General features: G+C 47.7%; 20 protein-coding genes and 1 pseudogene. 5 read left to right on the top strand and 16 right to left on the bottom strand.

Features of this window, described 5'->3' with window-relative positions:
* Position 1: 1 nt before the first annotated feature.
* The 3 genes from WMW72_RS27405 to WMW72_RS27395 form a co-directional block, all read right to left on the bottom strand.
* Complete coding sequence (locus tag WMW72_RS27405; RefSeq protein ID WP_341418771.1) at positions 2 to 256, bottom strand: hypothetical protein; 255 nt, start codon at positions 254 to 256, stop codon at positions 2 to 4.
* Between the two features lie 120 nt (positions 257 to 376).
* Positions 377 to 895, bottom strand: a complete 519-nt coding sequence (locus WMW72_RS27400) for a GNAT family N-acetyltransferase (protein ID WP_341418770.1) — start codon at positions 893 to 895, stop codon at positions 377 to 379.
* A 58-nt stretch (positions 896 to 953) separates the two neighbouring features.
* A complete protein-coding gene (locus tag WMW72_RS27395) occupies positions 954 to 1733 on the bottom strand; it encodes an HAD-IIB family hydrolase (protein WP_341418769.1) in 780 nt (259 codons plus the stop codon).
* 211 nt (positions 1734 to 1944) lie between these two features.
* Between WMW72_RS27395 and ytaF the strand changes: the two genes are divergently transcribed.
* Complete coding sequence (ytaF, locus tag WMW72_RS27390; RefSeq protein WP_341418768.1) at positions 1945 to 2577, top strand: sporulation membrane protein YtaF; 633 nt, start codon at positions 1945 to 1947, stop codon at positions 2575 to 2577.
* A 16-nt stretch (positions 2578 to 2593) separates the two neighbouring features.
* Here the strand turns inward: ytaF and WMW72_RS27385 are convergent, their stop codons facing one another.
* From WMW72_RS27385 to WMW72_RS27365, 5 genes are all read right to left on the bottom strand, one after another.
* Positions 2594 to 3256, bottom strand: coding sequence for a helix-turn-helix domain-containing protein (locus tag WMW72_RS27385; RefSeq protein WP_341418767.1), 663 nt, complete (start codon positions 3254 to 3256; stop codon positions 2594 to 2596).
* A 106-nt stretch (positions 3257 to 3362) separates the two neighbouring features.
* Positions 3363 to 4451: a HAMP domain-containing sensor histidine kinase gene (locus tag WMW72_RS27380; protein WP_341418766.1), complete on the bottom strand. Its 1089-nt coding sequence runs from the start codon at positions 4449 to 4451 to the stop codon at positions 3363 to 3365.
* Positions 4444 to 5139, bottom strand: a complete 696-nt coding sequence (locus WMW72_RS27375) for a response regulator (RefSeq protein WP_341418765.1) — start codon at positions 5137 to 5139, stop codon at positions 4444 to 4446. The genes WMW72_RS27380 and WMW72_RS27375 overlap by 8 nt, the downstream gene beginning before the upstream one ends.
* A 197-nt stretch (positions 5140 to 5336) precedes the next feature.
* Positions 5337 to 5927, bottom strand: a complete 591-nt coding sequence (locus WMW72_RS27370) for a class I SAM-dependent methyltransferase (RefSeq protein WP_341418764.1) — start codon at positions 5925 to 5927, stop codon at positions 5337 to 5339.
* A 122-nt stretch (positions 5928 to 6049) separates the two neighbouring features.
* Positions 6050 to 7210, bottom strand: coding sequence for an MFS transporter (locus WMW72_RS27365; RefSeq protein WP_341418763.1), 1161 nt, complete (start codon positions 7208 to 7210; stop codon positions 6050 to 6052).
* 153 nt (positions 7211 to 7363) lie between these two features.
* Between WMW72_RS27365 and WMW72_RS27360 the strand changes: the two genes are divergently transcribed.
* Positions 7364 to 8257, top strand: a complete 894-nt coding sequence (locus WMW72_RS27360) for a LysR family transcriptional regulator (protein ID WP_341418762.1) — start codon at positions 7364 to 7366, stop codon at positions 8255 to 8257.
* Positions 8258 to 8333: 76 nt separating this feature from the next.
* Here the strand turns inward: WMW72_RS27360 and WMW72_RS27355 are convergent, their stop codons facing one another.
* The 3 genes from WMW72_RS27355 to WMW72_RS27345 all read right to left on the bottom strand — a co-directional run bounded on the left by WMW72_RS27355 (position 8334) and on the right by WMW72_RS27345 (position 10312).
* Positions 8334 to 8714, bottom strand: coding sequence for a VOC family protein (locus WMW72_RS27355; RefSeq protein WP_341418803.1), 381 nt, complete (start codon positions 8712 to 8714; stop codon positions 8334 to 8336).
* A gap of 95 nt (positions 8715 to 8809) precedes the next feature.
* The gene (locus tag WMW72_RS27350) at positions 8810 to 9616 is read right to left on the bottom strand and encodes a class I SAM-dependent methyltransferase (RefSeq protein WP_341418761.1); all 807 of its coding nucleotides are present in this window, start codon (positions 9614 to 9616) and stop codon (positions 8810 to 8812) included.
* A gap of 270 nt (positions 9617 to 9886) precedes the next feature.
* Positions 9887 to 10312, bottom strand: coding sequence for an NUDIX hydrolase (locus WMW72_RS27345; protein ID WP_341418760.1), 426 nt, complete (start codon positions 10310 to 10312; stop codon positions 9887 to 9889).
* Between the two features lie 83 nt (positions 10313 to 10395).
* Here WMW72_RS27345 and WMW72_RS27340 point away from each other — a divergent pair.
* A pseudogene (locus WMW72_RS27340) lies at positions 10396 to 10494 on the top strand (hypothetical protein); the annotation flags it as partial.
* Positions 10495 to 10537: 43 nt separating this feature from the next.
* On the opposite strand, the gene WMW72_RS27335 reads toward WMW72_RS27340, so the two are convergent.
* The 4 genes from WMW72_RS27335 to WMW72_RS27320 all read right to left on the bottom strand — a co-directional run bounded on the left by WMW72_RS27335 (position 10538) and on the right by WMW72_RS27320 (position 14176).
* Positions 10538 to 11026, bottom strand: coding sequence for an RrF2 family transcriptional regulator (locus WMW72_RS27335; protein WP_341418759.1), 489 nt, complete (start codon positions 11024 to 11026; stop codon positions 10538 to 10540).
* A 349-nt stretch (positions 11027 to 11375) separates the two neighbouring features.
* Complete coding sequence (locus tag WMW72_RS27330) at positions 11376 to 12371, bottom strand: PLP-dependent cysteine synthase family protein (protein ID WP_341418758.1); 996 nt, start codon at positions 12369 to 12371, stop codon at positions 11376 to 11378.
* A gap of 391 nt (positions 12372 to 12762) precedes the next feature.
* The gene (locus tag WMW72_RS27325) at positions 12763 to 13620 is read right to left on the bottom strand and encodes a methyl-accepting chemotaxis protein (protein WP_341418757.1); all 858 of its coding nucleotides are present in this window, start codon (positions 13618 to 13620) and stop codon (positions 12763 to 12765) included.
* A 187-nt stretch (positions 13621 to 13807) separates the two neighbouring features.
* Positions 13808 to 14176 (bottom strand): winged helix-turn-helix transcriptional regulator, encoded by a 369-nt coding sequence (locus WMW72_RS27320; RefSeq protein WP_341418756.1) that lies wholly within the window; start codon positions 14174 to 14176, stop codon positions 13808 to 13810.
* A 175-nt stretch (positions 14177 to 14351) separates the two neighbouring features.
* Here WMW72_RS27320 and WMW72_RS27315 point away from each other — a divergent pair, with 175 nt between their 5' ends.
* Together WMW72_RS27315 and WMW72_RS27310 are read left to right on the top strand one after the other, a co-directional pair.
* A complete protein-coding gene (locus tag WMW72_RS27315; protein ID WP_341418755.1) occupies positions 14352 to 15242 on the top strand; it encodes an NmrA/HSCARG family protein in 891 nt (296 codons plus the stop codon).
* A gap of 198 nt (positions 15243 to 15440) precedes the next feature.
* Positions 15441 to 16544 carry a serine hydrolase domain-containing protein gene (locus tag WMW72_RS27310; protein ID WP_341418754.1) on the top strand — a complete coding sequence of 368 codons (1104 nt, stop codon included), beginning with the start codon at positions 15441 to 15443 and terminating at the stop codon, positions 16542 to 16544.
* A 152-nt stretch (positions 16545 to 16696) separates the two neighbouring features.
* Here WMW72_RS27310 and WMW72_RS27305 read toward each other — a convergent pair whose 3' ends face one another.
* On the bottom strand, positions 16697 to 17554 hold the full coding sequence (locus WMW72_RS27305) for a putative RNA methyltransferase (RefSeq protein ID WP_341418753.1): 858 nt from the start codon (positions 17552 to 17554) through the stop codon (positions 16697 to 16699).
* Positions 17555 to 17585: the final 31 nt, after the last annotated feature.

The following is a 17585-nucleotide window of genomic DNA, read 5'->3' as shown; positions in this document are numbered from 1 at the left end:
CTCAAGCCAATTGATTTTTTTCGATTTCCAGTTCTCCGAGCAGACGGGATCTGTCTTGGAGCATTTGCCTGCATACCGCCCTCTTGATTTCCATTCGCTTGGACGCATCCGGCAAGTCAAAAAAACGGTCGTTGCGGTAAAGTGACAGCAAGGCAGCGCATGCGATCCGCACGGCTACCGATTCACGGGGCTCCAGGCTATAAGCGACCTGATAGCAGTAAGGTTCGTATAGTCGGAGTTGTTCGAGTTTGTTCATGGCCCACCTGCTTTTCTAAAGGGGAAAATCAATCTAAAGTAAGATACATACAACAAGTTAATTACAAATGTTTAGGATCGTACGAATTATGGATTTATGTTCATTTTAAGTTAATTTTTTCTATTCAATTTGACAGAGCTTGTAGTACAACACCGTAGTATGCAGTTCGCCGCTCGACGAACGGGCAAATTGCGGAATTCGGCCGGCTTCGATATAGCCCAAGGAACGGTACAAATGATTGGACGGGTCTCCGTCCCTTGTATCCAGCAGCAAAAGCGTACGGGCCTCTTCCTTGGCGGCCTTCTCTGCCGTCTGCATCAGCAGGCGGGCAATTCCTCCTCTGCGGGCCTTCGGATCAACCATCAGCTTCGCGATCTCGGCCCGGTGAGAACCGTTTGCTTTCATCGCCAGCTGCAATTGTACAGTTCCGACCACACGCTCTTCCCGGACCGCTACCCACAGCAGCACACCGGGATTCAGGGCGTCCAGCCAATAGGCCGCCGCTGCCTCCATAGACAACGGCGGCAAAAAACCGACCGATGCCCCGTCCTGCACGACGTCAACCAACAATTCAGATAACTTCCCAACCAGCTCAGGGTCCATGACCTTCACTTGCAGCAGCTTCACTTGTTCCGTCATATTCCTCATCCTCTCTATGTATTCGAAGTGCACTCCGGACCGTAGCCCTCGATAAGATCTAGGAACGCATAGCAGCAGTCTCATAGCTATCAGCAAGCTCTCTCAGACGCTCCATGATCCGCTTCTCCGTATCGGCTCCGAGCGAGATCGACTCGGTGGCATACTGAACCAGCTCCTCATGATGACCGATCATGACCGAATGACAGGCATGCTGAAATAAGGAAATATCATTGGCGTCATTGCCGAACGCGACATACGGCTGTTCCCCAAGACCGGCTCTGCTGAGCGCGCTCCATTTGTCTACACCGTTAGGGCTGATGTCAATGATATTCTCGCTATGATGCCTATGAATGACAACGTCCAGCTCAGACAGCTTGTCCGCCAGCTCGTCCATGTTCGTCGCCGACACTATCAAGGCTTTGACGATGGTCCGGTGATCGCTAAGATCCACTTGCTCCGCCAGCTTCGCAGGATCTACGCGACTGACGATCGGGTGATCCGCAGGTCCCGTATAGGAATAGTTCCATTCACCGTCGATTAAATAACCGGCTTCATATTCAACAATCAGTTCTTTGATCCTGCCTATCTGCTCATCGGTAAACGGCAAGGAATCCTTGATGTCGTAATCCAGGCGGATCAGTGAACCATTGCCGCCGATCAGCGGATATCCCTGCACCCGTGGTGCCAGCACCGGAAGCATGTCGCGGATCGGGCGGGCTGAAGCGAATACTACCTGATGCCCTCTGTCGCGGATTTCCTCCAGCGCGTCCAGTATGATTTCGGACACGGGTTCTCCCTTGAAGCAGATCGTGCCGTCGAGATCGAATACAAAGTTCATGGGTGCTCAGACTCCTCTGTTCTAGGATGCATGTAGATTACAGCATCATATTTATTGTACTAATAATGCATGAAAAATGATGAACAATTCTTGCTATTGGCAAGCTGACTGTTTCATTTTCCTCAATATTTATTTGGCGGATAAGCACAATTTTCTCAACAGCCATATATACTGTGTTGAAGTCATTAAGACAGCGAGAGGAGTTTTGGCAATGAATTGGCTTATTATTCTAGGTTTGGCCTTATCCGCGAGCATCGACAATCTGGGGGTAGGCATCACTTACGGGATTCGGAAGATTCGGATCGGGGTCATGTCCAATCTGCTGATTGCCGTCATCTGCTTCCTATTCAGTGCGTCGGGGATTTACATGGGGCAATGGGCATCGGAGGTCATGCCGGGCATTCTGCCGGTACTGCTCGGAGCTTTCCTGCTCTCCATCATCGGCATCCGGATTATTCTGCTTGCTATGCCGAGAAAACCCCGGGAATCCAGTGAAAATAAAGAAAACCCCGCACCGGCTAAGGGCTGGCGCGGGATTCTCAAGAATCCGGAGAAGGTCGACTTCGACGGTTCCGGGCATATCGGCTGGGGGGAAGCCATGGTACTGGGCGTAGCTCTCTCTGCGAATGCACTCACCGGGGGGCTAGGCGCAGGCTTGATGGGATTTCCGCCGCTGGCCATCTCACTGGTCACAGCCATTGCGAGCTTTGTGAGCGTCTGGCTAGGCGTTGCGCTAGGCAGCAGGGTTGCACATATCCGGATCGCATCGTTCACGGTCGGACAATTCGGAACACTGATCAGCGGGGTGTTGCTCGTGCTGATCGCCGTCAATACCTTGCTGTAGCTTGAGGCTGCGAACCTCACTCCATCTCTGGATGCTGCTCAACCTGCAGCAGGGATAGCCTCTGCAGAGCCAGCTTCACAGCCAGCGCATCATCCAGATAGCCGATCGGAAACACATAATCCGGTATAATGTCCGCAGAGAGAATAAAGTATAGCAAAGCGCTTCCCAAGATCGCACGCTCACGGAGCTGAATCGGTTCTGCCGAAAAACGCTCATACATTTCTTTCAGATGCGTGATGAAGGGTCCCATGCCGTCCACCTGCTGGATTTTCGTTTCGAACCCTTCTAGAATCAGGCGCTGTCCTTCTTCCGTCTGCGCATAACGCTCGTACTTCTCCAGCTCCTGTTCGATCCGCTGCAGTGTATTGTGCTGGTCGAATAAATTAGAGGCAGCCAATATCTCCTGGATCGATTCCACAGACAAATGAATGTCCGAGCGGCTTTCCCCCAGACTCAGCTCCAGTCCCGTCGCCTCCAGCAGCCGCTTAACCGGTACATCCAGCGCAACTGCAAACATCTGCAAATACTCCGTGCTCGCCGGCTGCTTCCCGTTGGCGATGCGAGAGATGGTGGCCGTATCGATACCGGTGATAGCAGCCAGCTTGCGCATGGATAAGGATCGTTCCTTCAATAGTGCCTTGAGCACGTCGCCCAACCTGTTCTCCTTCTCTGTCCCCATTGCCGTCTCCCCCTTCGCATCCTAGCGGACAACCGGATCTATGACCAGTATATGATCAGGGGAATTGAGGATATGTGAGAACATTGGAACAAATCCATACGAACCGTTACAAATCAAGCTGTCTGTTAGGTTTAGGCAGCTCAATCGTGAAGGTGTAATGCCCTTCAGCCTGCAAGAGTGTAAGGCTTCCACCATGACGCTCCACAATATTTCTCGCGATCGCTAACCCGAGTCCCGCTCCAGGCAACGAGCCCGGCTCGCTTCGGGAAGCTTCGCCCTTATAGAAGCGCTCGAACAGCAGCAGCTCCTGCTCCCTCGTGATCGGCTTGCCATCATTCTCAACCACTAGTTGGAGATGTGTTCCGCTGGCTGCAAGCGTCACGACAATTTCCCCCGGCTTGTTGGAGAATTTGAGCGCATTGACCAGCAGATTATCGATCGCACGGACCAGTTTCTCCGCCTCGATATGCGCGAAGACCGCATCAGGCTCCCGGACATACCGGATTTTCAGCGAAGCATCGTGCGCGATCGGTTCGAACTCATGGATCAATTGCTCCAGCAAGCCGCTGAGATCCACCTTCGTCAGGACAAAGGTGGCGTCCCCGCTCGTCAGGCGTGTATATTCGAAGAGATCGTCGATCAGCCGCTTCAACTGCTGAGTCTTGTTCCACGTATTGTCGATATAGCGCTTATGCTCGGTCAAGTCACGATAATCATCGCTTCTAAGCAAATTCAAGTAACCGATAATACTGGTAAGAGGCGTACGCAAGTCATGGGATACGCTCGTGATCAGCTCCATCTTCGACATTTCGATCCGGCGTTCCCGTTCCATCAGCTGCTGAAGCTGCTCCGCCATGTAATTAATGTGATGGGCCACGCCCCCAAGCTCATCCTCGCTGGATAGCGCGAGCCGGTAGTTAAGGTCACCACCGGCAATCGTCATTAAGCCCTCGGAGAGCAAGCGAAGCTGACGGACAATGGGGCGAAGAAAGAAAAAGACAAAAAACACGAACGAACCTATAAAAACGGTAAAAGAAATCGAATTATCAGGGGAAGGCACCATTACGAGCTTCAACAGTGTATCGGTCAGCGAAGACAAGAGCAAAGCGGATACTAAGCTAGCAATGATCATGACAAATAACCGGAAACGAATGCTTCTTCTCCAGTTCAGCATAGGCTTGATGCGCTTAATCAACTTTGTACCCCACTCCCCATACCGTCTTCACATACCTGGGCTCGCGCGGATTGTCTTCGATTTTCTCCCGTATGTTGCGGATATGAACCATCACCGTATTGTCCGAGAGAAACTTGTCCTCCTTCCACACGCTCCGGTAAATCCGGTCTACATCGAATACCTGTCCCCTATGACCGGCAAGCAGCTCCAGGATGGCAAATTCCAGCGGCGTGAGCGCCGCGGCTCTGTCACGCACCGTAACCAGATGGCGTTTCTTGTCGATGATCAGATCGTCGATTTCGATCACGCCGGTATCAGCCGGCTTGGTGGGGCTTGATCCTTGGAGCGACTGCCTGCGCAGCTGTGCCTTCACCCTTGCCATCAGTTCCAGCGGATTAAACGGCTTGACGACATAATCATCCGCACCAGTCGTCAAGCCAGATATTTTATCGATATCCTCCCCTTTGGCGGAGAGCATAATAATAGGAACACCCGTCACCTCCCTCATCTTGAGGCAAGCGCGGATACCGTCCATATTCGGCATCATCACATCGAGAATAATAAGATCCACGGCCTGCCGGCCGATTACCGCGAGCGCCTCCGCGCCATCCGAGGCTTCGCATACCCGATAACCCTCGTTGCGCAAATAGATACATATGACGTCCCTAATCTCGGAGTCATCGTCGGTCACCAGCACCGTTTTACTCAATTCCATCTTCCTCCCCGCTAGCTGAGATATATCAAGGCCTCCTCAGCCAAAAGCCAAGCCAGCCGTACTCCCAACGCCTGGAGGAGCTTTTCATGATCCTGGAGGAGACCGAAGGAGATGCCGCCGATCGTGAGAAATAGCAGCAGCCATACACACCCATATTTTCTCATAAGCGGCTTCGAACCTGCAAGCGCCGATCAGCTCTCATGCGGGATGCTCTCCTCATCGGATTTGCGGCATACATAGACAAAGGCAGGAGGAATATTGAGAGGAACGAAATGCACATGCTCCACCGTGAACATACGGCTTAACGTCTTGCGCATCTGCTGGGAATACTGGAAGGCAATGAACAGCCCTCCTGGATTCAATGAAGTATAAATTTGCTGCATCAGCTGCTCGCGGACCTGCGGGGTAAAGTTAAAGAACGGCAGCCCGCTCAGCATACAATCTACTTGTCCGATCCCCTCGATCCGCAGCGCATCCTGCAGCTTGCCCGCATCGTCATAACACGTGTACAGCGGAAATTGATCGATTAATTGGTGTCTAAGATCCGCTTCTTTCTCGAATAGGATCACTCGGGTGTTGTTGTTATTCATTCTGCCGATATGCCGGGTGATCGCCCCCGTGCCGGCCCCGAGCTCAACCAGACTTCGGGTTCGTTCCCAAGGGACAGCATCCAGCATGCACTGTGCCAGAAAAGGCGAGCTCGGCGTCACACTGCCGGTTTGCCGCGGCTGTCTGATAAACTGCCGAAAAAAGACCAATTTCTCCTGAATGGTTCTCATCATCTTGTTATCCACCCTTCTTAAGCTTCCATACGCTTATCCTAAATTAAAAATCTTGGGATTAAGCCAAGGAAATTCTGAAGGATTTCTGAAGACAGATCCATCTGGAGCCATACGTCGCTCTGTTAGGAGCCTGATACTGCCTTCTGCCCTACGGGCGCCTTATTCCCTATGATCAGCTGTACGGCAATTTGCAGAACCACAATGCCGGCAAGCACGTACAGCGCCGGGGCGAAGTGATCCGAGACATCGTGGATTCTACCCATAACAAAGGGGCCAGCCGCTCCCAGAATGTATCCTCCGGATTGGGCCATGGCGGACCAGGCATTCGCCTCCCTGGGACTTCCAGTTTCCTGAATGGGCAGGATCAGCGCGATCGGGAACAAGCCCCCCGTTCCGATGCCTAGCGGGATGGCCGCCAGCCAGGGATTCACATGGAAGATCAGCATGAGGACCCCTACCAGCTCCAAGACTGAGCAGCCGAGCAGCCACCATAGCCGTCCATGGAAACGCTGCATGCCCATCGGAATAAGCAGCGTAGCCGGCAAAGAAATTAGGGTTAGCACGCTTTGGATGTTCGCTGCCGTGGACTTCGAATAGCCCATACTCTGGACAACCGGTGCGAACCAGGTAGTCACCGAATAAAAGACCGCCGCCATAAATCCGAAGAATAACATCAGTACCCAGGCTCTGTATGTCGTCAGGGGGAGACGTTCGGCCACGGCAGGGCCGGCCTGTAATGGAGCTTCCCTCTTCGTCGCTGCGGCCAGCTTGACCCAGATAGGGAGGGCTATTACCGCAACCAAGGCCCAGATACCGAGCGAAGCATTCCATGAGCCATGGAACAAAGTTTGCAGAGGAACGGACAGCCAGATGCTCAAGACGGCTCCAAGCACCATCGCAGTCGAGTACAAACCGACCATCGTCGAAGCGCGGTTGGGGAAATGGCGCTTAATATATCCGGAGAGTAACGGTCCTGCGATCGCAATCCCTATGCCAGCCAGCAGAGAAGTCATCAGCAGAACGCTCGTCGTTACCGCTAAGAAACGGAGCGCTGTCGCTGCTCCGATCAATATCAGAGCTACCATTATCGTGCCTTCGGTGCCCCAGCGCCGATTCAGCTTGACGGCCAGCGGAGCGAAAATTCCCATGCATAGCACAGGCAGAGAAGTTAACAGACTAACAACGGCACCACTGATGCCCAATTGCTCCTGTATCGTTCCTAGCAAGGGTGGAACGGAGGCAATCGAAGGACGTAAATTCAATGCTGCGAGTAAAAGTGCCACTACTAAATAAATAGATCTCACTGTCGATCACCTCTAAAGTTGTTAAATTTGGCTGAACCTCACATGAGCTATTATATAAGCATAGATATAATTGAACAATATAATCATTTCTATTATAATCATTAGAAAAACCAATGATATGGAAGTGATCGCATGGAAATCCGCCAACTGGAAAACTTCATTGTTGTCTGCAAGGAACTGCATTTCACGAGAGCTGCTGAGAAGCTTGGCATCTCGCAGCCTACCTTAAGCCAGCAAATCCGCGCCTTGGAGGATGAACTCGATGTGCCGCTCTTCGATCGGGTTGGCAAGAAAATCAGAATGACGCAGGCGGGAGCACTTCTCCTGGAGCACAGCATCCAGATGCTCCGCCAGTTACAGAATGCCCAGGATTCCATTGCCGAATTCCGCAGCGGCCAACGGGGAACGCTGAGTATTGGTGCCCTGCCATCGGATATGGATTACCGGATCACAAGTCTGCTTGTCCAGTTTCACGCCGAATTTCCAAAGGTAAAGCTGAAAGTGGTTTCCTCCACCGACGTATTGAGTCAGGTATTGGACAACGAGGTCGATATCGGAATAGCCCTGACCTCGGCTCCTGACGAGCGGCTGGTTCAACTCCCCCTGTCCAGGGAGGAATACGTTCTCGTCGTCTCCAGTAAGCATGAATGGGCTGACCGAGAATCGATCCCGATCCAAGATCTGCGCCGAGTCCAAACAGTCATGTTCCCCGAAGGCTTCACCGGAAGAGACTTGATCGACAATTGGTCCCGCAAGCATGGCTTTACCGTAGAAACAATGATGGAAACGGCGTCTGTTACCTCCATTATTAGGCTGGTCCGAGCAAACATCGGGGGAACGCTGATCCCTTACCCGCTCATCCAAGCCATGGGCGACCAAGAGATGCGCTGTATCCCTATCGAGAATGACCCCCCTAGCCGAAGCTTTGAAATCGTGTACCGAGCCGACCGTTTTCTCGGTTCTCCGGCCCAAGCCTTCATTCGTCAAACGATCGATTTCTTCAAGAATGAGCCTCCCGTCGTCTAATTCGTGTGAATGTATAACGAATTAAAAAAGCAGCTGATCCTTTTGATTAGCTGCTCTCTTAGCTTATTCAATTATTTTATTTGTACTTCTTTTCCGATACAGCAAAGTAATTGTCTTCATTATCCGCGAAGTTAAAGACTCTGCCGGAGGGAAGCTCCATAATATCTCCAACTTTGATATTTTTGTTCTTCAAATCGCTATACAGCTCATCGAAATTCTCCGTATGATACATAATAGATGGTGTTCCGAGATTCATATCAGGATTCATACTGGCAACGAACTCTTTATTATGAAGAACGATGCTAGTTGCAGCGCCCTTAGGAGCGATTTCGATCCATCTCATCGGACCATTGGTTTCTTCCGCAATGACCTCGAATCCTAGCTTTTCGGTCCAAAAATCTCTGGATTCGTCCTGATTATTCACATACAACATAACTTGGCCAATTTTATTAATCATCATGTAAACACTCCTCTTATCGAGTATTTCGGTGATTCCAACAGCTCCCTCAAGCGATGCTGGGGTACGGTCATTATGTCCATTTCGGACTTTATTTACTTCCTTCTCCCAATATACAGCAGATGAGAGGAAATTCCCAAAACGGAAGGATCATTAGCCGAGGCAATCAGAAAGTTAATCAGTTTATCGTATTCATCTTGGTCTGTCCAATACTGTTTTTGCTCGTTGTTCAGCATAGCTGCGATGCTAGAGGAACCAATCACATCCATGGTTTGAAATCCGCTCTTCTCCATGAAAGGTTTTATTTCATCTATGTTGAAATAATAGGCCCCTGTAAATCGACCTGCATCATGATGATTGAAAATCCCATTTTCATAAAACTCATGTATGGCATCTAGGTTGTCATTTGGTTTCCAGTATTGAGGGGCCTGTAAGGATGTAATGGCCATTCTCATTCGACTTTGGAAGGCTACAAAAACGATACCGTTCCTCTTGGTCACACGAAACAATTCCCGAACGGCTGAAACTCGTTCCTCTTCTGTTTGTAAATGATATAGAGGGCCTAACATAAGAGAGGCATCAAACTTCTCGTCTGGTATTCCGTCTAGATGTGTTGCATTCAACACATGAAAACCACTAAATTGTTCAGTTAATCCTAACTCAGATGCCTTTTGTTGAGCCATTTCAACTAGCTTAGGTGTTAGGTCAGATAGGGTTACGTTATATCCGAGTTTAGCCAGCTCCATCGCGTATTTACCTGGTCCTGCGCCATTATCTAGCACCCATCGAGATGCAGCTAAATAATGTTTGATATAATGCATATTAATAATAAACTCAAGTGGTTCCCTATCCAGCCTTCCCCACTCGTCAAATTGGGAGTAATACTCAATAACGTTTTCCATCAACCAACACCTACCTTCATATCGTTGTTTTTTTATGGTAGAGAAGAAAAAAAACCTATCGCCTACAAAGAGGCGACAGGTTTAACCTTCGCGGTACCACTCTTCTTGATCATTGTTTGAATAACAAGACAATGAATCTTAGAACCCGATTACGGAGGGTTAGCCGTTAAGATCTACTCATCTTCGATCTTACCACTCTTGGATGAGTTGGGGTATACAATCACCAAATAATCCCTGTCAATATTGAACTCCATTTCCGGTAATGGAGCGCTAGCATTCCTTTAACGGAATGGAAAATTCAACATAAAAAGGATGAAGCTCTTCATTCAAGCAAAACTCAATTCTTTGCTTAAAATTTCCCCATTTTACCATCTCTAATGCTGTCTCGATTGGAAAAAATCCTACTTCTAAAGACTCCGGGGTCGTTGTTAATTCTCCTCCGACTGGTCTTCCTAAAAATAACGTGTTGCAAATACTACTATTTACATTTTGAAAAATACCACAAAATTTTGTCACTTCTATATCTATACCGCTCTCTTCCTTTGTTTCTCTGATCGCTGCATCTTTCAAGGATTCGCCTTCTTCAACCTGCCCTCCTGGCATTTCCCATCCTCGTTTAGGTCCTTTAATCAATAATATTTCGTTACGCTCATTAACTACAATGGTTGCCGCAGAAACTATATGTTTTGGAGCCACATTATCGACCTCCCCTTATCCATTTCGTTGTACTACAGCAGCTTTTGATTTACGGCGTCAATCTTCAACGGTATATTTAATCTGGCATTGATGAGGGTGCAGAACTTATTGTCGGTGGTCTGGGGCGTGCTGAAGGCTTCGAACGCGGCTATTTCGCCCAACCAACCGTGTTCGTTGGGGTCAAAACGATACCAAAATTGCTCCGGAAGATAGCGTACTAGCAGCCTATTCCTTTTTGTCCCTATTCTGAGAGCAACGCTTGGAAGCCTCATCCATTACCGACTGGATCGTGTGTTCCCGTAAGTATTGGTGCAGATGCTGTTCCGCGCCGCCCATGACCTTCTCAACCAGGCATTCTCTCTTGCCATGACATTCCTGATCCTGTGGTGCAGCACCCTCTTCAGCTAATTGCTGATGCTGCCGCGAATTTGAATTCGAGCATTCGAACATCTGCTGCCTTCCTTCAATCACTTGAATCACATCAAGAAAAGTAATCTGTTCCGCCGGCTTTGCAAGCTCGTAGCCGCCGTTTACCCCTGGCACCGCGCGTACAATTCCATCCTGTCTCAATTTGGACATGATTTTAGACAAATAGCTTTCTGAAACGCCAAGTGCCGCAGATAATTCCTTGATTCCGATGTTATGGCGACGCTCCGAGTGACCCAGATGAAGTAAAGCGTGCAAGGCGTAATCTGTACTTTTAGAGAACTGCATGTGCCCTCCTCCCTCCTCAAAATCACCATCAATACGGACCTGTGGTATCCATAATAAACGATTCCGCTCCCATTTGCAACGACATGGCCGCCACCAAAATGGCAAAGCTTCTGACTTAAAAGCTGACCATGACCCGCATCCGATCCACTATGCGTAAACATCAAATAGACCCCATCTAGCGTTCAGATTGGGGTCCGTGTAGGTTTATTCCTAAACATCGTATCGGTATGTCGATCGGCGAAGTTGCTCCCGCCCTCCGTGGAACCTGCTTGAAAAATGAAGTGGTGTCCCTGTTCCGGTTCAACGCGATGAATACGAAATTGAATTTGCCTTGAGCCGCACTCCATCCTTACAAGAGCAATAAGTTACTCAGCTCGGCAGCAGCCAAGCTCTCATCGTCTTGATAATGAGCTTCATCGTAAAGCCCGATGCTGAGATACCGTTCGCCCGTATCCGGCGCCAGAGCGAGCACTGTTTTCCCTTTGCCTAGCTCCCTGGCGACCTTGATCGCCCCCCAGACAGCTGCCCCCGAGGAAGGTCCGACGAGAAGCCCCTCCTTCTGGGCCATATCCCTCGCGGTTTGCCAGGCATCCTCGTCCGAGATATGAATAATGCCGTCTAAGATTTCCGTGTTCAGTACCTCCGGGCGTTTGGGCGGACTGATCCCGTAGATTCGATGATCTCCATGCTCTCCGCCTTCGACGACCCTGGAGTTTTCCGGCTCTACCAAGTGGATGGTTACGCCCGGGATGGCTTCCTTCAGACGCTCTCCAACGCCTGTAATGGTTCCGCCCGTACCTGAAGTGGCGACGAAGGCATCCAGTTTCCCTCCGGTTTGCTCCAATATTTCTTTGGCCGTTGTCTCGCGGTGAATACTCGGGTTGGCCGGATTGGCCGCTTGGTTGGAGAAGAGGCTGTTCGGAGTGATCTGCTGCAGCTTGATCAGCTTCTCCTTGAGCTGATCCACATCGACTTCATCTTTGTCGAAAGGAACAACTTTAGCGCCGAAGGCCCTCAAGAGGTCAAAGCGCTCCTTGTTATAATGACTGCCCATATAAATGACGACCTTATATCCCAAGGCTGCGCCGATGGCAGCAAGTCCGATTCCCGTATTGCCGCTGGTTATTTCGAAGATCGTGCCGCCGGGTTTCAATTGCCCGCACCTCTCCGCCTCACGAATGATACCGTACGCTGTCCGATCCTTGCTATTGCTGTTCGGGTTGAAGGATTCCAGCTTAACATAGAGCGCGGCATCGTCTTCACCTGTCAGATGGCGGATGCGTACGACCGGTGTCTTGCCTATCAAATCTATTAAGCTTTCATTTAATTCGTTCCAATTTCCCACTTGGCTTCCTTCCTTTCCGGTTGGGTGTGGCTTCTCAAACTTCCATAGGGTCTTGATGGCCTATTGCCGCCTGGTTCAATTCTTGGATGATGGCCAAATGGTGAGGATGGAACATGCCTAGCAGGTCTGGATGCGCCAATATGAGCGAAATAAACATGTTTCCTTTACATTAAACAAAGAAATCCAATCTGTAAAGTATGTATTGGATTATTTTATTCATTTATTGATTTTTTTACAAATTGGCAAAACAAGCGTTCGGTTGCGGATAGCTTATGGTGATCAAAAAAAGCAAAATTAAAGCAGCCTGACCCCTATATTCATGAGGAGGCAGACTGCTCATAAGTCGCTGCATACGATTGCGATTCAAATATTATGTACTCGGTTCACTGTTTTATTTTGCAAAGAGTGATTCTTCTGCAACCTGTGCTAATTCCTCTGACTTAGCACTGATCTCTTGGATCGTAGCGGCAAACTCATTAATTGCTCTTGACTGGCTGTCGGTTAACTTGTTAATGTCAGAAAAAGCATGATTTAACCGCAGTAAGAGGTCCTGAATATTGTCAGTGATATTGTTAATCTGGTTCACATTTTCTTTGGAGTTCGTGGCCAGCTTCCGGATCTCATTAGCAACCACGGAGAAGCCTTTCCCCACTTCGCCTGCTCTTGCCGCTTCGATGGCAGCATTGAGCCCCAGCAAGTTACTCTGGTCCGAAATTTGCTTGACAACCGTGGAGATATTGTCAATCTCTTGTGCACTGGAGCTAACGTCCTTCATTTGATGGGTTACGTCCGCCACACTGTTAGTAAGATGTATCACGGACTGTCTGATCTCTTCAATGGACGCCGTTGTCTGCTCGACAATAGCGGAAAAGCTCTCGGCCATCTCAAATAATTTATTCGCTCTCTCGAGACTTGTCCCCATACCTACGCCACCGATCACTCTCCCCTGCTCATCATGCAGCGGGATGGCACGTGCAGCAAGCGGAAACCCAAACAATTCTTTCGGAACAATAGCCGATAGAGCAGTATTATTCCTAATCGCATCATTCACAATATCCCCTTCTCTTAGCGGGTCTCCAGGGCTGACATTCAGAGAGAAGGTCTTGCCTGGAATATTGGTAATCAGCTTCTCCGTATCATAAATGCCAATGGTAATATCATCATTAGTGAGATTTCTCAGCAATGGCGCTACTCTTAAGAAGGCTTCGATCAATTCATGCTGTTTTTGCTCTTCATTCATGTTATTCATCCTTTATCTCCCAGCCCTTAATACGGAAATTTTCTTGATTACCCAGTCAATCCCGATCTTTACCTGTTATTTATCGACAAAATCCCCTTCATTGTTAAGTTGATTCATCAAATTACTCGCACGAAAAAAAATGACAACTTTCTTTGACGTCAAGAAAGTTGTCATTAGAAGAATTCTCCATCATCCTTCAGTTTATGCTGCAACGATATTCGCGGCCATCGACGAGCTCCGGATGTTCCCCCCAATTTTCACCCCATTTACGCATTTGCGCAAGCACGGGTATGTACTCCCGTCCTTTATCGGTTAGCGAGTACTCAACAGTTACAGGCACGGTAGGAAACACCTCGCGATTGATGACATTATAATGCTCCAAATGACGCAGGACATCCGTTAAAGACTTGATGCTGATGTTGTCTAAATTTCTTCGCATTTGATTAAATCGTTGCGGACCCAGACTAAGTAAGGAAAGCACTAAGAAAGACCATTTTCCGCGAACAACCTCCAAAGCTTCACGAATAGAAATGAGACATAGTTCGTCCCCTTTGCGTACATCCACAGAAATCACTCCTAACTAAAATATAGGTAGACTACTTTATGAAGCTATATAAAAATAATGTGTCTACTTTAAATTATATAGTTAGTGTCTTAAAATAACAACAGGACTTATTTAGCTGCTATGGCTTAGCTGAAGCAGAGATAGTCTAATAAAGCTTAGATAGGAGCATCGGGATATGAGTGATAAAAAGATATTGGTTTTGGGAGCAACCGGACAACAAGGAGGTGCGGCCGTTAGGCATTTAATCGAAGATGGCTGGAAGGTTCGTGCATTTGTTCGCGATTTATCAAGCGATAAAGCTCTGAAACTGTCCCAATTGGGAGCCGAGCTTTTTTTAGGTGACATGAACGATCTTGCCTCGCTCGATGCCTCTATGCAGGGGGTTTATGGCGTATTCAGTGTTCAGGCGTCGAGCTGGAACCCTACTCTCGAATCTAACGCCGATGAAAGACGTATTGGGAAGGCTGTAGCGGACGCTGCCCAAAAGGCGAACATCCAGCACTTCGTTTATACATCTGTTGGCGGTGCAGATGTGCAATCCCGATATCGCGACATGCAGAAATGGGATATTGAGCAGTACATTCATTCACTCGATTTGCCGGCTACCCTATTGCGCCCCGCCACCTTCATGGAAAACTTCGTAGACCCGATGACAGCCGGCGTGCAGAACGGAACGATCGCTCAAGCCTTCAAGCCAGATGGAGTGATCCCACTCGTAGCTGTGGACGACATCGGCGCTTTCGTCGCGTTAGCATTTCGATACCCAGACGACTATTTGGGCAGAACGATCGAAATTGCCGGCGACAAGTTAACACCCTTGCAGATTGCCGATGCTATTGGCCGTATAACCAACCGTGCCATTCCTTACGTTCAAATTCCGCTGGAAACGTTGCGCGAACATAATGAAATCTTGGCCGGCGTGTTTCAATGGTTAAACGAAGAAGGCCACGAGGTCGATATTTCCGATGTGCGCAGAGCATTCCCGGAACTTACGGATTTCAATACCTGGGTGGAAAAGCAAGGAAAAGCGAAGTTTGAGGCATTGTTTCTTCCAGATCGTACATGAGATTGTTATCAACAGGTCAGGCATTCGAAGACCGCAGTCATAACCACCGACTTAGCCGATGGCTTCCATCAAGAGGCTGTTCCCTAAGTAAAAGCTTGGGTTCTATCCAATAGGATCAATCATTAACTTCTCCTCTATATAAAAAAATAAAGCACTCGTACGAAGCGAAGTATCCGCAACATACGAGTGCTTTTCGTTATGACTCATATACAGAATTTTGCCGAGAAAAATAATTTAAGTACGGAGGCTATTCCAGCTCCTTACAATAATAGTATAAACGACAGAAAACCTGTATCCTTACATTGGGTTGGGGCAACAATCAACACCAAATGTGATGAGGTGAATGCAATGAACAAGTCATACATGGATAAACTCCAGAAGTATGTTCATCAATACTTGGATTTGTGGGACTTTTTTGGAGTCATCCAGGTGATTCAGAAAGGGGAAGTAGTGTTCGAAAGAAGCGGCGGTTATGCCTGCCTCGAGTTTGGTATCCCCAATCATGTGCAGTCGCGGTTCTCCCTAGCTTCTGTGTCCAAGCAATTTACCGCTTTTGCCATAATGCTCTTACATGACAGGAAACAACTGGACATTGATCAGCCCGCCAATCGGTACCTTACATCGAACATGAAGATTTCAGACCAAATTACCGTCCATCATCTTCTCTCGCATACCTCCGGCCTTTATAATTTTTATAATTTTGAAAATGATTTTTTTGGTGAAGAGAATCGGTTGAGTTACTCGAAGGATGAGTTTTTTGCAAAGTATATCAATACGCGACCAACACACAATCCGAACGAGCAATATGACTACAATAATTCCAACTATCATTTACTTGCTTGGATTATTGAGCATGTGTCCGGTATGAGTTATGACGAATTTCTGAGCAGGAACATTTTTGAGCCATTACATATGGCCCATACAACTGTTGATGATGGAGATAAAATTGTCGACGGTAGATCATTTAACTATGTCATAGATTATGATCATTATATCAAAGCACCATATAGCAACGAAAAATTCAGTATTGGTGCAGGCGCAATAGTGTCAAACTGCGAAGACTTATATAAGTGGTATCAATGTTTGAGGGACCGAAAAATGTTATCGCGAGAAGCTCACAACCGATTTTTCAGGGAAAATCTCAATCATTACTGTTACGGCCTAGAACATTCATATATATATGGTACAGACAAGTTTTCGCATGGTGGGGATAATATGGGGATTACAACTTACATGCAGAGCTTCTTCGATGAGGATCTTTGCATCATCATTCTTTCCAATAAGATATTACGACCAGAATAAGCCTTACCGGATAACATTTGATCCAACTAACAAGCCGCAGTTCTTCGGTTATACATTGCAGGACATAAAGGGTTCTACATATTATGCATGACTACTATGTGGAACCCTTTATGTCTAACTATCGTCCCCCATTAAAGGTTTAATCATGGGGTTTATTTCTTACCAATCAAGATTTTAAAGTCCATAGTGACTTGTTTCAGATTCATCTGTAGAATTTTTTCTATGCGATCCTTGGAAGTCCCCCAGGATAATGGCGTCATACCGAGCAAAGGTTCGATTAAGGGTTCACTCAGATTTCCTTGATATCGAATGCTTTCAACATCTAATAATTTGAACTGTTCGTTGAAATGACTACTTGTAAGTGAATTTGAATAAACCTGCTTATCTGATCCCTTGTAAAAGACTTCTCTTAGCTCTTTTAGATAATCCTGTTCAGGGACGATTTTAATCACCAGACCATCATCAGTAATCAATCTCTGGAATTCTGAATAATTTGCCGGTGAAAGAATGTTTAAAATGAATTTGAATTGCTGATTTGCGAATGGACAGTTTGCCAGGTCCGCGACACACCAAATCCCATCTGAATATTCAGCTGCAGAAAAACTAATTCCCTCTTTTGAAATATCGATTCCTACAGCCAAGAGTGGGTTGAGCTTTTTCTGATTTATTTCCATTTGTATGTTATTTAAGTGAGTCCCTTCTCCACAACCTGCATCCAGTATGCTTATAGGTTCATGGCTCCGGAGTTGACTCATTATAATTTCACTTACCGCAGCATGTAAGGGATTAAATAAACCGCTTTTGCTAATTACCCTTCTATATTCGAAGACTTTTTTATCATACTTAGTACTACTGGCTCGAGACAATAGGTTTATATATCCTTGCTTTGCTATATCAAAACAGTGCTTATTGCTACAAACTAAACTTTGTAAGTGGATCATTTGCATCTGTTTTTTACATAATGGGCATATAAATATCTCCTGAAAGCTCTTAATTTTGCCAGCGCTCATCCACTTTTTACTTTTTTCGAACACAAAGAGC

The sequence above is a fragment of the Paenibacillus filicis genome, from assembly GCF_038070315.1.
Classification (GTDB): Bacteria; Bacillota; Bacilli; order Paenibacillales; family NBRC-103111; genus Paenibacillus_G; species Paenibacillus_G filicis.
This window is presented reverse-complemented; position numbering and strand designations above follow the sequence as displayed.

Bases quoted from the DNA above. Each gene is read 5' to 3' on its own strand.
- WMW72_RS27325 (WP_341418757.1), bottom strand. From the start codon at position 13,620: ATGAATAACATGAATGAAGAGCAAAAACAGCATGAATTGATCGAAGCC.
- WMW72_RS27350 (WP_341418761.1), bottom strand. From the start codon at position 9,616: ATGGAAAACGTTATTGAGTATTACTCCCAATTTGACGAGTGGGGAAGG.
- WMW72_RS27335 (WP_341418759.1), bottom strand. From the start codon at position 11,026: ATGCAGTTCTCTAAAAGTACAGATTACGCCTTGCACGCTTTACTTCAT.
- WMW72_RS27405 (WP_341418771.1), bottom strand. From the start codon at position 256: ATGAACAAACTCGAACAACTCCGACTATACGAACCTTACTGCTATCAG.
- ytaF (WP_341418768.1), top strand. From the start codon at position 1,945: ATGAATTGGCTTATTATTCTAGGTTTGGCCTTATCCGCGAGCATCGAC.
- WMW72_RS27400 (WP_341418770.1), bottom strand. From the start codon at position 895: ATGACGGAACAAGTGAAGCTGCTGCAAGTGAAGGTCATGGACCCTGAG.
- WMW72_RS27370 (WP_341418764.1), bottom strand. From the start codon at position 5,927: ATGATGAGAACCATTCAGGAGAAATTGGTCTTTTTTCGGCAGTTTATC.
- WMW72_RS27315 (WP_341418755.1), top strand. From the start codon at position 14,352: ATGAGTGATAAAAAGATATTGGTTTTGGGAGCAACCGGACAACAAGGA.
- WMW72_RS27395 (WP_341418769.1), bottom strand. From the start codon at position 1,733: ATGAACTTTGTATTCGATCTCGACGGCACGATCTGCTTCAAGGGAGAA.
- WMW72_RS27385 (WP_341418767.1), bottom strand. From the start codon at position 3,256: ATGGGGACAGAGAAGGAGAACAGGTTGGGCGACGTGCTCAAGGCACTA.
- WMW72_RS27305 (WP_341418753.1), bottom strand. From the start codon at position 17,554: ATGAGCGCTGGCAAAATTAAGAGCTTTCAGGAGATATTTATATGCCCA.
- WMW72_RS27355 (WP_341418803.1), bottom strand. From the start codon at position 8,714: ATGATTAATAAAATTGGCCAAGTTATGTTGTATGTGAATAATCAGGAC.
- WMW72_RS27360 (WP_341418762.1), top strand. From the start codon at position 7,364: ATGGAAATCCGCCAACTGGAAAACTTCATTGTTGTCTGCAAGGAACTG.
- WMW72_RS27310 (WP_341418754.1), top strand. From the start codon at position 15,441: ATGACTCATATACAGAATTTTGCCGAGAAAAATAATTTAAGTACGGAG.